This is a genomic window from Variovorax sp. EBFNA2 (genome assembly GCF_033802765.1).
GTDB classification, from domain to species: domain Bacteria; phylum Pseudomonadota; class Gammaproteobacteria; order Burkholderiales; family Burkholderiaceae_C; genus Variovorax; species Variovorax paradoxus_H.
In genome coordinates, this window is the sequence record NZ_CP138496.1 from 2515321 (window position 1) to 2529438 (window position 14118).

Annotated in this window: 14 protein-coding genes; 6 read left to right on the plus strand and 8 right to left on the minus strand. The window is 68.7% G+C overall.

Annotated features, from left to right (window positions below):
- Positions 1 to 244: 244 nt before the first annotated feature.
- From RZE79_RS11720 to RZE79_RS11735, 4 genes are read left to right on the plus strand one after another with little or no spacing between them, the layout of a single operon-like run.
- Positions 245 to 1258 (plus strand): sugar ABC transporter substrate-binding protein, encoded by a 1014-nt coding sequence (locus RZE79_RS11720; RefSeq protein ID WP_319360529.1) that lies wholly within the window; start codon positions 245 to 247, stop codon positions 1256 to 1258.
- Positions 1259 to 1285: 27 nt separating this feature from the next.
- Positions 1286 to 2245, plus strand: a complete 960-nt coding sequence (locus RZE79_RS11725) for an ABC transporter permease (protein WP_319360530.1) — start codon at positions 1286 to 1288, stop codon at positions 2243 to 2245.
- Positions 2245 to 3042, plus strand: a complete 798-nt coding sequence (locus tag RZE79_RS11730; RefSeq protein ID WP_319360531.1) for an ATP-binding cassette domain-containing protein — start codon at positions 2245 to 2247, stop codon at positions 3040 to 3042. The genes RZE79_RS11725 and RZE79_RS11730 overlap by 1 nt, the downstream gene beginning before the upstream one ends.
- The gene (locus RZE79_RS11735; RefSeq protein WP_319360532.1) at positions 3035 to 4258 is read left to right on the plus strand and encodes an ROK family transcriptional regulator; all 1224 of its coding nucleotides are present in this window, start codon (positions 3035 to 3037) and stop codon (positions 4256 to 4258) included. Before RZE79_RS11730 ends, RZE79_RS11735 begins: the two co-directional genes overlap by 8 nt.
- A gap of 282 nt (positions 4259 to 4540) precedes the next feature.
- Here the strand turns inward: RZE79_RS11735 and RZE79_RS11740 are convergent, their stop codons facing one another.
- Positions 4541 to 4993 carry a hypothetical protein gene (locus tag RZE79_RS11740; protein WP_319360533.1) on the minus strand — a complete coding sequence of 151 codons (453 nt, stop codon included), beginning with the start codon at positions 4991 to 4993 and terminating at the stop codon, positions 4541 to 4543.
- Positions 4978 to 5235: a hypothetical protein gene (locus RZE79_RS11745; RefSeq protein ID WP_319360534.1), complete on the minus strand. Its 258-nt coding sequence runs from the start codon at positions 5233 to 5235 to the stop codon at positions 4978 to 4980. The genes RZE79_RS11740 and RZE79_RS11745 overlap by 16 nt, the downstream gene beginning before the upstream one ends.
- Positions 5236 to 5468: 233 nt before the next feature.
- On the opposite strand from RZE79_RS11745, the gene RZE79_RS11750 reads away from it, so the two are divergent.
- Positions 5469 to 6086, plus strand: coding sequence for a hypothetical protein (locus RZE79_RS11750; protein ID WP_319360535.1), 618 nt, complete (start codon positions 5469 to 5471; stop codon positions 6084 to 6086).
- 130 nt (positions 6087 to 6216) lie between these two features.
- Here the strand turns inward: RZE79_RS11750 and map are convergent, their stop codons facing one another.
- The 6 genes from map to RZE79_RS11780 form a co-directional block, all read right to left on the minus strand.
- A complete protein-coding gene (gene map / locus RZE79_RS11755; RefSeq protein WP_319360536.1) occupies positions 6217 to 7008 on the minus strand; it encodes a type I methionyl aminopeptidase in 792 nt (263 codons plus the stop codon).
- On the minus strand, positions 7008 to 7268 hold the full coding sequence (locus tag RZE79_RS11760) for a ParD-like family protein (protein ID WP_062482851.1): 261 nt from the start codon (positions 7266 to 7268) through the stop codon (positions 7008 to 7010). Before RZE79_RS11760 ends, map begins: the two co-directional genes overlap by 1 nt.
- 66 nt (positions 7269 to 7334) lie before the next feature.
- On the minus strand, positions 7335 to 7739 hold the full coding sequence (locus RZE79_RS11765) for a DUF6194 family protein (protein ID WP_319360537.1): 405 nt from the start codon (positions 7737 to 7739) through the stop codon (positions 7335 to 7337).
- Positions 7740 to 7755: 16 nt separating this feature from the next.
- A complete protein-coding gene (locus RZE79_RS11770; RefSeq protein WP_319360538.1) occupies positions 7756 to 8775 on the minus strand; it encodes a tripartite tricarboxylate transporter substrate-binding protein in 1020 nt (339 codons plus the stop codon).
- 20 nt (positions 8776 to 8795) lie between these two features.
- Positions 8796 to 10223 (minus strand): sensor histidine kinase N-terminal domain-containing protein, encoded by a 1428-nt coding sequence (locus tag RZE79_RS11775; protein ID WP_319360539.1) that lies wholly within the window; start codon positions 10221 to 10223, stop codon positions 8796 to 8798.
- Positions 10224 to 10889, minus strand: coding sequence for a response regulator (locus tag RZE79_RS11780; RefSeq protein ID WP_153284900.1), 666 nt, complete (start codon positions 10887 to 10889; stop codon positions 10224 to 10226).
- A 215-nt stretch (positions 10890 to 11104) separates the two neighbouring features.
- Here RZE79_RS11780 and RZE79_RS11785 point away from each other — a divergent pair, with 215 nt between their 5' ends.
- Positions 11105 to 14116, plus strand: a complete 3012-nt coding sequence (locus RZE79_RS11785) for a type VI secretion system Vgr family protein (RefSeq protein ID WP_319360540.1) — start codon at positions 11105 to 11107, stop codon at positions 14114 to 14116.
- Positions 14117 to 14118 lie beyond the last annotated feature (2 nt).

Here is a 14118-nt window from a genome sequence, read left to right on the forward strand (position 1 = left end):
CATTGAGGCTTTTTGAATGACAAACTGCGGGCCGCAGGCCGATGAACCGCGGCAAATGTCACGGCCAACGAATCTGTTCAAACGCGGGTTTTCGATAACTCAATCAACTTGATTTAGTAAGTCGACTGTTCGATAGTCCGTCTCGCGTCCGGTGCGTTCTCGTTGAATTGCAAACAAGAAGGCCGCCGGTTTCACAGAAAAGCACGGCAAAACGCCGTGCCCCGCCCCTGAAGGAGACACACCCATGTTCATCAGCCCGCGCTTCGTTCCCACCCTGGCCGTTCTGGCCCTGGCCGCCTCCACAGCCTCCACGGCCCTCGCCGCCGACCCGCCGGTCATCGGCCTGGTCACCAAGACCGAGACCAATCCCTTCTTCGTGAAGATGAAGGAGGGCGCGCAGGAAGAGGCCAAGAAGCTCGGCGCCAAGCTGCTGTCGGGCGCGGGCAAGGCCGACGGCGACAACGCCGGCCAGATCACGGCGATGGAAAACATGATTGCCGCCGGCGCCAAGACCATCCTCATCACGCCGAGCGACGCCAAGGCCATCGTGCCGGCGATCAAGAAGGCGCGTGACAAGGGCGTGCAGGTGATTGCGCTGGACAGCCCGGCCGATCCGCCGGACGCGACCGACGCGCTCTTTGCCACCAACAACTACACGGCCGGCGTGCTCATCGGCGAATACGCCAAGGCCGCGATGGCCGGCAAGACGCCCAAGATCGTCGCGCTCGACCTGCTGCCGGGCCACCCCGTGGGCGCGCAGCGCCACAACGGCTTCATGAAGGGCTTCGGCCTGGCGGCGAACGACGCCAAGTCGAACGAGCTGTCGAAGGCGCCCGAAATCGTCTGCATGGCCGACAGCTTCGGCGACCAGGCCAAGGCGCAGACGGTGATGGAAAACTGCCTGCAGAAGGCGCCCGACGTGAACCTGGTCTACACCATCAACGAACCCGCCGCGGCCGGTGCCTACAACGCGCTCAAGCGCGCGGGCAAGGAGAAGGGCGTGATGATCGTCTCGGTCGATGGCGGCTGCCAGGGCATCAAGGACACGGCCGCCGGCGTCATTGCCGCGACCTCGCAGCAGTACCCGCTGAAGATGGCCGCCATGGGCGTGGCCGCGGGCGTCGAGTTCGCCAAGACCGGCAAGAAGGCCTCGGGCTATGTCGACACCGGCGTGACGCTCATCGCCGGCAAGAGCGTGGCGGGTGTCGAGAGCAAGGACACCAAGACCGGCGCCGAGCTGTGCTGGGGCAAGAAGTAAGCGGTCGGTAGAAAGGGAGGCACATCGATGGCGAAATCTCCGACGCACCACATCCCGTGGGGCGCCCTCGGGCCGTGGCTGGCCCTGCTCGGCGCCTGCATCTTCTTTGCGACGCAGTCCGACCGCTTTCTGACGGGCGGCAACCTGTCGCTGATCCTGCAGCAGGTGATGGTGGTGGGCGTGATCGCCATCGGCCAGACGCTGATCATCCTCACGGCCGGCATCGACCTGTCGTGCGGCATGGTGATGGCGCTGGGCAGCATCGTCATGAGCAAGTTCGCGACCGAACTCGGGCTGCCGGTGCCGCTGGCCATCCTGTGCGGCATCGGCGTGACGACGCTGTTCGGCCTGCTCAACGGCTTGCTGGTGACACGCATCAAGCTGCCGCCGTTCATCGTGACGCTGGGCACGCTGAACATCGCGTTCGCGATCACGCAGCTGTATTCGTCGTCGCAAACGATCACCGACCTGCCCGGCGGCCTGACGGGCCTGGGCACCACCTTCACCATCGGCAGCGCCGAAGTGGCGTGGGGCTCGGTGCTCATGCTGGCGCTCTATGCGCTCGCGTGGTTCGTGCTGCGCGAGACGGCGGCCGGCCGGCATGTCTACGCGATCGGCAACAACGCCGAGGCCACGCGGCTGGTGGGCATTCCCACGCAGCGCGTGCTGCTCGCGGTGTATGTGGCCGCGGGTGTGTTCTACGGCATTGCCTCGCTGCTGTCGGTGGCGCGCACCGGCGTGGGCGACCCGAACGCGGGCCAGACCGAGAACCTCGACGCCATCACGGCCGTGGTGCTCGGCGGCACCAGCCTGTTCGGTGGGCGCGGCATCGTGCTGGGCTCGCTCATCGGCGTGCTCATCGTGGGCGTGTTCCGCAACGGGCTCACGCTGATGGGCGTGTCGTCGATCTACCAGGTGCTGGTGACGGGCGTACTGGTGATCTTGGCGGTGGCCGCTGACCAGCTCTCGCGCAAGGGAGCCCGCTGATGAACGCCGTGGCCAACCCAAAGATCGTGATGCAGGCGAAAGGCCTGGTGAAGCGCTACGGCCAGGTCACTGCGCTCGACGGCGTCGACTTCGAGCTGCGCGAGGGCGAGATCCTCGCGGTGATCGGCGACAACGGCGCGGGCAAGTCGTCGCTCATCAAGGCGCTATCGGGTGCCATCGTGCCGGACGAGGGCCAGATCCTGCTCGATGGTGCGCCGGTGCACTTTCGCAATCCGCTCGACGCGCGCCGCGCCGGCATCGAGACGGTCTATCAAGACCTCGCGGTGGCGCCCGCGATGACCATCTACGAGAACCTCTTTCTCGGCCGCGAGCTGCGCCGCCCCGGCTTCCTGGGCAACGTGCTGCGCATGCTCGACAAGAAGAAGATGCTGCTCGAAAGCACGGCGCGCATGGCCGACCTGAAGGTGGGCATCCAGTCGATGACGCAGGCGGTCGAAACGCTCTCGGGCGGCCAGCGCCAGTGCGTGGCCGTGGCGCGCAGCGCGGCCTTCGCGCGGCACGTGGTCATCATGGACGAGCCGACCGCCGCCCTCGGCGTGAAGGAGGGCAACATGGTGCTCGAACTCATCCGCCGCGTGCGCGAGCGCGGCCTGCCCGTGGTGCTCATCAGCCACAACATGCCGCACGTGTTCGAGGTGGCCGACCGCATCCACGTGGCGCGTCTCGGCCGCCGCGCCGCCGTGCTCAACCCCAAGAAGATCAGCATGAGCGACACCGTGGCCGTGATGACCGGTGCCATGACCGCCGATCAGTTGCCCGCGGAGGCGCATGCCTGATCCCGATGCCCTCGAGCTTCCGTCGGCCTTGCTGCGTCCGCGCGGCTCCAACCATGTGGGCATGCGCCAGTTCAACGAGCGCGTGGTGCTGCAGGCGCTGCGCGTGCACCCCAGCCTGCCCAAGGCCGACCTCGCGCGGCTCACGGGCCTGAGCGCGCAGACCATCGGCCTCATCACCGCGCGGCTCGAAGACGACGGCCTCATCGTCAAACAAAGCCGCGTGCGCGGGCGCATCGGCCAGCCCTCGGTGCCGCTGGCGCTCAACCCCGACGGCGCCTTCGCCATCGGCGTCAAGCTCGGGCGGCGCGGGGCCGAGTGGCTGCTGATCGACTTCGCGGCACAGGTGCGCGAGCACCACGCGATCCGCTACGAGTTTCCCGATGCCGAGGCGCTGCTGCCCGTGATCGCCGAGCACATCCACCGGCTGCGCGACGGGCTCGGGTCGCTGGCCGCGCGCAACGTGGGCGCGGGGCTTGCCGCGCCGTTCCAGCTCGGCGGCTGGCACCGCACGCTGGGGCTGTCGAAGGCGCAATCGGACGAGTGGAACCAGATGGACCTGCTGGCCGAGGTGCGCGCGCGCACCGACGTGCCCGTGGGCTTTGCGCGCGATACGGTGGCGGCCTGCGTGGCCGAGTTGGTGACGGGGCGCGGCCACGACCTCAAGAGCTTCCTGTACATCTTCGTCGACACCTTCGTGGGCGGCGGGCTGGTCATCAACTCGCACCTGCACACCGGCGCGCACGGCAATGCGGGCGCGCTTGCGTCGATCCCGATGCGCACCGAGAAGCCTTCCGAAGGCGTGTCGACGCAGGTGGTGGCCGAGGCGTCGCTGTGGGAGCTCGAGCAGCGCCTGCGCGCCGAAGGCCTCGACGCCACCGCCGCCTACGACGACCGCGCACTTGAGGCACCGTTCGCCGCAGCCACGCAGGCCTGGCTGGGCAGCGCGTCGCGGGCGCTGGCGCATGCCATCGTCAGCAGCACTGCAGTGCTCGACCTGGCCGACGTGGTGATGGACGGTTCGATGTCACGCGCGCTGCTCGAAGCGCTGCTGGTGCAGACCCGCGCCGCACTCGCGCAGTGCAACTGGGAAGGCCTGTGGGCGCCGCGGCTGCACGGCGGGCGGGCGGGGGCGCAGGCCTGTGCGCTCGGCGGCGCGATGCTGCCGCTGCACGCCAATTTCGCACCGGACCATGAGGTGTTCTTGAAGGTCGCCTGAGAGGCTGCAGGCGTCGCGACGCAGCACGTGCACGCCTTGATGGCCGGCCATTCCTTGGGCGAAAGCCGGCGTGGAAATCGATTGGGGAAGGCGATCAGGCGTTTGCGATCGCTTCCCCAGGGACGCCGCTCAGTTGCCGCAGGTATCCGACTGCGCCATCGGCACCGCCCACGAAAGCACCCATCTTGATGAACTGCCGGATGAAGTGGTTCTTGCAGCCTGAAGCAGACGCCGGATTTCCGCAGAAACCGGCGTTCCCGCAACCTCCCTGTGCGGAGGCGCTCACAGGCTCGCCGAGGCGTGCAGGTCGCGCGGCAGTCGCAGCGTGGTCGCGTGTGCGCCTGCGGGGCACGGTCCGTCGGAGTAGGCCGCATTGCCCTCGGGCATGACGCACTTGTGCACCTCGACGACGGCAGGCGCGGCCTTGGCGGTGGGCGCTGCGGGAAGGATCACGGAAGGCTCGAAGTTCGTGTTCGTCAGCGTGACGGGGACTGACGGCGCACTCGGCGCCCCATCCGGCAACGCTTGGCCTGCGGCCGATCTGTCGGGTTCGGCTTCGGCCGGAACGACTGCCGTGGTCACGAGCGCGGCACGTGCCGCGCTCTCGTTCACCAGGTCTTTCAAGGTCGCATGGAAGAGCGCCATCGCCACCAGCGCGACGCCCAGGCAGGGCGCCCAATACCGCCTGGGGTCGGCCGCAGGCGGGCGGGCCCGCGAACTCAGCGCCGCGGCCATGCCAGGCCTCCGTTCTGCAACACCCCGGCCAGCTTCGCGATGCCGCCGGTGCCGCTGGCCGCGCGGCCGATCAGCGCGCCGCCGGCCGCGCCCGCGACCATGCGCATCAGGAACGACCGGCTGCGGCCCGCTGCCAGCAACAGCAGCACGCCGGCGCCGAGCACGACGAGGTGTTCGCCGGGGTAGTCGGCGCGCGCGGCATCCACTTGCTTGATCTTGTCGATCGTCTGTTCCATGTCCATGGCTGAAGCTCCTTGTCGTGTTCAGCCGTTCTTACCGGCGCGCACCGGGCGCCGCTGTAGGCCGGCGCCATGCGCGGTGACGGAATCCGCCGCGAAAACGCCGTGGAGAAAGCCGCATCGCACGGGAAGCAGGGGTGCTCTCGATAATGCAACCCGCTTGTAGAGAACCCCACAGACGTAGAGAAGTAGAGAACCGCGAAATGAGTGCTGCAGATTTTCTTTTCGCCCCCGAGGTGCAAAAGCTTTTGATGGTCGCCTACGCGGCGCCCGACCAACCCTTGACTTCCAGCGAACTGGCCCGGCGTTCGAAGCTCGACCCCGCCGATGTGGCGCGAACCCTGGAGCACCTGGTGGGCAGCGGCATCCTGAAAAAGCACAGGCCGAAGGCCGACCCCACAGAGTCTGTCGAAACCGTCGAGATCAACCGCGCCTTCGTCTTCCATGACGAGTTGCGCCGCATCGCCATGAAGTCGTTCGCCGCCGCCGAGCCGGTGCGCGCGATGCTGCGCGCCAAGTTCAAGGACTCGGTCGTGCGCGCCTTCGTGCTGGGGGTCGAGGAAGACGGCACGCTGGAGCTCCTCGTCGTGCACGGCGAGCTGACGCCCGACGAAACGGCCATGAAGGCCGCGTGCCAGAAGCTGTCGAAGAACATCCACCGGCACCTGAAAGTGCACGTCATCTCCAACGCCAGGTTCAACGGCCTCATGCCGCGCGACCCGCTCGCGTCGAAGCTCGCGGCGGCGTCCGTCATCGAAGTCATCGCGCTCGGGGATACGAAGGCCCGGCTGCCTGTCGAGAAGATCGGCCTGCTGCAAAGTGCGAAGAAGAGACTGGCGACGCTGTCGCGCTGACTCCCTGTTCTCTGACCTGCGAGATGGCATCCGCTTCCGGGTCTGGGGAAGCGAAGGTCATACGGAGCGTGGAACCGTGCGAAGCGCTTCTGTGCACCGATGCAATGGGCAGGCCTGAACCAGGCCTCGCTCAAACCGGCGCGTAAGCCCCCGTACCGCCCGGCCAGGCCGTCAGCACTTCATACCCGTCGGCCGTCACCGCCACCATGTGCTCCCACTGCGCCGACAGCGACCGGTCTTTCGTCACGACGGTCCACCCGTCGGCCAGCTGCTTCGTTTCGGCGCGGCCCGCGTTGAGCATCGGCTCGATGGTGAAGACCATGCCCGGCTCCAGCACGAGGCCCGCGCCGCGCCGCCCGAAGTGCAGCACCTGCGGTTCGTCGTGGTAGATGCGGCCGATGCCGTGCCCGCAGTACTCGCGCACCACGCTGAAATGCTCGCGCTGGGCAACCGACTGGATGGCGTGGCCCACGTCGCCCAGCGTCGCGCCGGGCTTCACCTGCCGGATGCCCGCGCACAGCGCTTCGTAGGTCGTCTCCACCAGCCGGCGGGCGAGCACGCTGGGCTCGCCGACGAAGAACATGCGGCTGGTGTCGCCGAACCAGCCGTCCTTGTTGACGGCCACGTCGATGTTGACGATGTCGCCCTTCTTCAGAATCTTGTCGGGCGAGGGGATGCCGTGGCACACGACCTGGTTGACCGAAGTGAGGATGGTCTTCGGATACCCGAGGTACCCGACGTTGGCGGGAACGGCGCCTTGCACCTTCACGATGTGTTCGTGGCAGATGCGGTCGAGCGCGTCCGTGCTCACGCCCGGCACGACGTGGGGCTCGATCATCGCCAGGACCTCGGCCGCCAGCTGCGCGGCCCGCCGTGCCATCACCAGTTCTTCGGCCGAGCGGAGGGGAACGCCGTGTGCCATCAGTGCTGCTTGCCGTTTGCGGGGGCGCGGGGCTTGCCGGGTGGCGCTGCAGTGACTGTCGCGGCAATGTCCAGCCCGCCCGAAAGCTCGGCCTGGATCAGCAACTGGCAGACCTCGCGGTAGTCCAGGTCCGGGTGCATCTCGGTCAGCATGCCGACCCGCATCCAGTGCTCTGCCTGCGCATTGATCGACCGGCTGAGGGCGTTGCCCGCCACGCGCAGGTTCTCGTGCATCAGGTCTGAAATCTTGACGATGCCCATGGGTCACCTCTGTATGAAACGTATATGTATTGTATGCGTTTCATATGGCCTGGTGCTTGGCGAGATCTACGCGCTCTTGTCCCGCGCGACCAGCAGGTTGCGAGCTTCCGCCAGCAGCGGCTTCACGGTCTCGAAGGTCGCGGCGCTCGGGTTGATCACGCTGACCCAGTACATCCTGGCGTACACCGGATGCGGCATCAGCCGGTCGAGGGCGGTGTGGTCGATGCCCGACGGCTCGGCGTCGCCGAACAGCGCGCGAAAGGTCTCCTTGCCCACGCCGACGTTCAGGCGAAACACGCCGGGCCGGTTCAGGTTCGAGGCGCTGTCGAACGCGCTGTCCTTCGTGACGATCGTGGCAAAGGGGAACTTGTTGTCCGCGCCGTGAAAGAAGAAGGTGTTGTCGTCGGCCACCTCGAAATGGCCGCCGCCGAGCGTGTCGATGAGGTGTTGGGTGATGTCGTCTTCGGTCATGGATTTGCGGATGTGGTCAGGGCTTCCAGCGGCGCAGGCCCAGCTCGTCGGCGAGTGCCTGGTAGGCCTTGATGCGCGCCTGCACGTAGTCGTCGAGCGCGGCGCCGGTGAGCGCGAAAGGATAAAGGCTGTGCCGTTCGCGCAGCGCCGCATAGCCCGGTGCGGCCGTGGCTTCGGCGAAGGCGGTGGTCCAGGCGCGCACGGCGGCGTCGGGCACGTTGGCGCTCAGGTACACGCCGCGCACGGTCGGCCAGACGATGTCCACGCCTTGCTCGCGCGCGGTGGGCACGCCCGTGAGCGCCCCGCCCAGCCGCGTTTCGGACAGCACCGCGAGCAGTCGCACGGCCGCGCCGCCGGCGATGGCCTGCAGCGCCTCGGCGGCATCGCCCGGGAAGGCATCGACATGCTTGCCCTGCAGCGCGCCGAGCGCGTCGCCGCCGCCTTCGAAGGACACGAAGCGCATCGACTTCGGTGCGCCGCCCGCCGCGCGCACCAGCAGCGCGGCCTTCACCCAGTCCTGGCTGCCGACCGTGCCGCCCGCGCCGAAGACGATGCGCGACGGGTCCTGGCGCAGCGCGGCGATCAGGTCCTGCAAACGCCGGTAGGGCGAGTCGCGGTGCACGGCGATCACGCCGTAGTCGGTGCCGAGCGTGGCGATCCAGCGCACGGCAGAGGGCGGGTGCGGCCCGAAGCGGCCCTGCGCGAGGTTGAGCAGCGAACCGCTCGAGAACGCGACCAGCGTGCCCGGTCCGCCGAGCTGGCCGCTCGCGATGCGGTCGAAGGCCACGGCACCGATCCCGCCCGGCAGGTAGCGCTGCGCGAGCGGCGTGCGCGTGGGGCGCACGGCCTGCAGCGCGTCGCGCGCGAGCGCGCAGGTCAGTGCAAAACCGCCGCCGGCCTTGGCAGGAATCACGCATTCCGCCGGGCCTTCGGACGCATCGCCCGTTGCCGCCGTCGCATGCAGCGCAGCAGGCGCGAGCCACGCGGACAGCGCGCGCAACGCGTGGCGACGGGTGAAGGCGAAAGGGCGTGGCATCGAAGAAGGAGGGCGGCGGTTCACCCCGCAGGACGGGGCCACCAGATGATGGCATGCAGACCCGGCCCCGCGCCGCGCGCTTCGAGCCGCAGATCACCACGGTGCCGCTGCGCGATGGCGCGCACGATCGCCAGGCCGAGCCCGAAGCCGCCATGGCCCGCGCGCGTGCCGCGCCGGAAGCGCTGGCCCAAGGTGGCGCGCTCTTCGTCGCTCAGGCCGGGGCCGTCGTCTTCGACATTGAGGCTCCAGCCCGCCGCATCGCCGGCCGCGAAGAGCGTGATGGTGCCCGCCACCGGCGTGTAGGTGATCGCGTTCGCCACGAGGTTGCTCAGCGCTTCGCGCAGCAGGCTCCGATCGCCCACCGCGTGCAGATCGGAAGAGGGCGCGTGGATGCCCAGGTCGATGCCCAAGTCGATTCGTTTGGCGCGCGCCAGCGGCAGCAGGTCGACCGCCACTTCGCGCAGCAACTCGGCGGTGTCGAATTCGGCGGGCTCGACCGCCACGGTGTCGCTGCGGCCCAGCGCCAGCAACTGCTGCGCGCTGCGCGTGGCGCGGCCGATCTCGGCGCCCAGCGCGTCGAGCGCGGCGCGCACCTGCGCGGGGTCGTCTTCGCGCCGTGCGTAGTCGGCCTGCATCTGCAGCGTGGTGAGGTGCGTGCGCAGCTGGTGCGAGGCGTCGTCGAGAAACTGCCGCTGCTGCGCCACCAGTTCCTGCGTGCGCGCCATCTGCTGGTTCACGGCGGCGACCAGCGGGCGCACCTCGGCGGGCAGGTCGGTCTCGGCGATGCGCGTCAGGTCGTCGGGCGAGCGCGCCTGCACCTCGCGCGCCAGCCGCGACAGCGGGCGCAGCGCCGCGGCCAGCGCCAGCGCGGTGCCGCAGAGCAGCATGGCGAGGATCAACCCGTCGCGCAGCGCGGCGCTGCGCACGAAGCGGCTTGTGAACTCCTGGCGCGAGCGCGTGCTTTCGCCGACCTGGATCAGCACGCTGCGCCCGGTGCTGCCGGCCGGCGCGCGGTCGAGGTCGCGACGGTAGGCCGCGAGCCGCACGGCTTCGCCGAAGTAGGTGGCGTCGTAGAAGGCCGGCACGCCCATCGCGGGCTCGACGGGCGGCGCGGGCAGGTCGGCGCTGCCCAGCTCGACGAGGCCGTCGGAGGTCGCGACGCGAAAGAACACCTGCCCGCTGGCCGTGAGCTCGAAGAACTCGAACATCGTGTACGGCAGCTCGACCGAGAGCCCGCCCGACGCGGTGGAGATGTTCGCGTCGATCGATTTGAGCGCGCCGAGCAGCGAGCGGTCGTAGGCCGCATTGGCCGCGGCCAGCGCGTCGTGCCGCGTCATCCACAGCTCGAGGCCCGTCACCAGCAGCAGGGCGGGGAACAGCAGCAGCGCGAGCCGCTGCCACAGGCTGGTGCGGCGCAGGCGATCGGTGAAGCGGCGCAGCGCGCTCACTCAGTCGGCTTCCAGCACGTAGCCCAGACCGCGCAGCGTGACGATGCGCACGCCGCTGCCGTCCAGCCGCTTGCGCAGCCGGTAGACCAGCACCTCGACCGCTTCGAGGTGCACTTCGTCATCGTCGGAGAACACGCGATCGAGGATCTGCTGCTTCGACAGCGGCTCGCCGCTGCGCTGCACCAGCGCGCGCAGCACGGCCTGTTCGCGCGGTGACAGGGCGAGCGCTTCGCCGCCCAGCGTGAACTGCCGGCGTGCGCCGTCGTACACCAGCGGCCCGCAGGCCAGTCGTGGATGCTCCACGCCGCGCGCGCGGCGCACCAGTGCATGCAGCCGTGCCTCGAGCTCGGCCAATGCGAAGGGCTTCGCAAGGAAATCGTCGGCGCCTGCGTTGAGCGACGCGACACGCTCGCTCAGCGAATCGCGCGCCGTGAGGATCAGCGCCGGCAGCCGCTGGTCGCGTTCGCGCAGCCGCTGCAGCACCGTGTGGCCGTCCATGCCGGGCAGGCCCAGGTCGAGCACCAGCGCGTCGTGGTCGCGTTGTTGCAAGGCCCGGTCGGCCAGCCGGCCATCGTCCACCCATTCGACCTGGATGCCCGCATGCTCCAGCGCCTTGCAGAGCCAGGTGCCCAGGGTGTGTTCGTCTTCGGCCAGCAGGATGCGCATGGCGCGATGCTAGTGCACTACGCCATGCGGTTCGGAACCTGAGGCGGGGCGGTAGGCAGCCCGTGGATGCATAGGGCAAGGCGCGGATGCATAGGCCGCGTGGGACTGGAGCCCTGCTACTTTCAGGTACTTACGCGAAGGCCTTCGCGCCACGGACAATCCACTGAGGTCACCCCCCCCTGCATGGGGCAGAACAAGAAGCTACAGGGAATCACATGTCAATTCAAGGCCGCGTGCCTTTGCACGCGCGTTCGTCTTTTGCTCTTGATCGCAGCGCCCTGTGGGCCGAGTTGAGCCAGACGGCCCGGCTTTATCGCCTCGAAGCACCGAGCACTGCTTCGTCTTCTTCGTCCACGGCCCGCGAGAGCATCGACGCCTTGCGCGTGGAAGGCTGGGTGCAGCGCGAGGCCGTGTCGCAGCTGTTCGAGCTGCGCGTCGTGTGTCTGAGCTTGCGCGCGGACCTGGCGCTGTCTTCGCTGATCGACCAGCCGCTGACGCTGGTCACCGTGCTGGCCGACGGCGCTCTTGGCCGACGCACCGGACTGATCCGAGCCGTCGAGTCGCTGGGTTCCGATGGCGGCTTGGCCCGCTACCGACTGACCTTGGTGCCCTGGCTCTGGCTGGCCACCCAGCAGGGCCGCAGCCAGGTCTTCCAGCAGCGCAGCGTCGCAGACATCATCGAACGCGTGCTGGCACCGTATGCGGATGCGGGCAGCTGGGCCTTCTCCTCCGAGGTGAATGGCTTCCTCGCCGATGCACCCATTCGCACCTACTGCACCCAGTACCGCGAGAGCGACTTCGACTTCTTCTCGCGCCTGCTGGCCGAAGAAGGCCTGGCCTGGCGCACCGAAGAAGACGCCAAGGCCCCGATGGGTCACAAGCTCGTCATCTTCTCGTCGAACGACACCCAGCCCGCCGACACCGGCTCGCCCGTTCGCTTCCACCGCAAGAGCTCGCAGGAGCGCAGCGACGCCGTGCAGGCGCTGGTGCGCCGCATGCGCCAGTCGGTGGCTCAGGTGCACCTGAGCGCCTGGAACGTCGACGGCAAGCGCCAGCTCACAGGCAGCGCACCGGCGCGCTTTCCCGTGGGCGGCAAGAACGCCCCGCGCCTGGAGTACGACGACGTGCTCGGCCTGAACGACCGCAGCCGCGGCTGGGACACCAACCGCACGCTGGAGCGCTACGCCGCCCTGATGATGGAAGCGGCCGAATGCCGCGCCGACGTGATGCTGGGCCACAGCACCGTGCGCACCTTGCGCGCAGGCACGCGCATCGAGATCGACGATGCGCCCGCACTGGGCCTGCAAGCCAAGCCTGCGCTGCTGCTGGACACCGTCGAGCATGTGGGCATCAACAACCTGCCCAAGGACACGGCCGCGTCGATTGCGGCGCAGCTGGGCGAGCTGACGGAACATCTGGTGTTCGACCAGCCGTGCGCACCCGTGATCGCCGAGGCCGATGTGTTCGGGCTGGTGTCTGCAGCAGCGGGCAACGACATCGACGGCGTCCAGCCGCAGCCTCAAAACCTCGCCACCGCGCAGGCCCAGGGCTACGCCAACAGCTTCTCGGGCGTGCACGTGCCGCGCCCCTGGCGCCCCGCGCTGGCTGCGGCCGATGGTGCCCGCCTGCATGCCAGGCCCACGGCCAGCGGCGTGCACAGCGCCATCGTGGTCGGCCCTTCGTGCGAGACCACGCCCAACGGCGCCGACGAGCTGTACTGCAACGACCGCGGCGACGTGCGCGTGCGTTTCCACTGGCAGAGCGGGTCAAATGAAAACGGCGACAGCGCTCAAGACAACCGCAGCACCCGCTGGATTCGCGTGGCCCAGCGCCAGGCCGGCCCCGGCATGGGCTGGCAATGGCTGCCGCGCATCGGCCAGGAAGTGCTGGTCAAGTTCGTCGATCTGGACGTGGACCAGCCTGTCATCGTCGGCGCGCTGTACAACGGCCGCGGCGACGGCGGCATCGCCCCCACGCCCGGTGGCGCATCGCGAGCCGGTGAAACCAATGAAGACGTCTTTGCCCAAGCGGGCAACGCCTCGCCCAGCGCCCAGGCCAACTTGGCCGCGGGCCACGCGCCGCCCTGGCACGGCGCCAGCGCCGACGACAAGGGCCACCGCAATGCGGCCGCCCTGAGCGGCTTCAAGACCAAGGAGTTCGGCGGCGAGGGATTCAGCCAGCTGGTGTTCGACGACTCCAACCAGCAGCTGCGTGTGCAGCTGCACGCCAGCACCGCCCACAGCCAGCTGAACCTGGGCCACCTGATCCACCAGGCCGACAACTTCCGCGGCAGCTTCCGCGGCCAGGGGCTGGAGCTGCGCACCGACGGCTATGCGGCCCTGCGCGGGGGCAAGGGCGTCTTGCTGAGCACGTACCACGGCACAGGTGGCCAGAAGCTGGAACCCGTGGGCGACTTCGCTGCCGGCATGGCGCTGCTCAAGCAGGTGCAGCAGCTGGGGCAGGCGCTGAGCGATGCGGCCAAGACCCACGAGACCGTGCAGCTGGCCGGGCACATCGGTGCGAGCAAGGCCGACGCATCGCAACTCGACAAGGAGCGTGCCCCTTACGCGGCGATGGAGCGCACTGCCAGCGGCATGGTCGCTGCCGACGCGCTCGATACCGCCTACGCCGATGCCGCTGACAAGGCCATCGCCACCGGCGAAGGCAAGGTGCCGCACACGAGCGACGCCGTGATCGCGCTGGCCGCACGCGGCGGGCTTGCGATGGTGGCGGGCCAGCAGCTGCAGATCGTCAGCGGCGAGACCGCCACGCTGGCCAGCGGTGGCGACATCAACCTGGCACTGGCCGACGTGCTGCGCGTGCACAGCGGACAGGCCATTGGGGTGCTGGCCGGGGCGCAGAAGGCGGATGCCGACGCGGGCCTGTCAGTCATCGCGGGCAACGACGACCTGGACTTCCAGGCGCAGCACGACGAGCTGCGCATCCAGGCCAGGGACGCGCTGAAGATCGCCAGTACGGACCAGACGGTGGAGTTCGCGGCCAAGAAGAAGATCCGCATCGCGACTGCGCAGGGCGCGTCGATCACGCTGCAGGATGGGGACATCACCTTCGAGTGCCCGGGGAAGATCACCTATCACGCGGTGCAGCGGAAGTTGGCTGGGCCGGTGCAGAAGAGCTATCCGCTGCCGGCGTTTCCCAAGAGCATTTGCGTGGCGTGCCTCTTGAAGTCGCTGAAGTCGGCGCCGGCCTTCACTCAGGTGGAGTAACG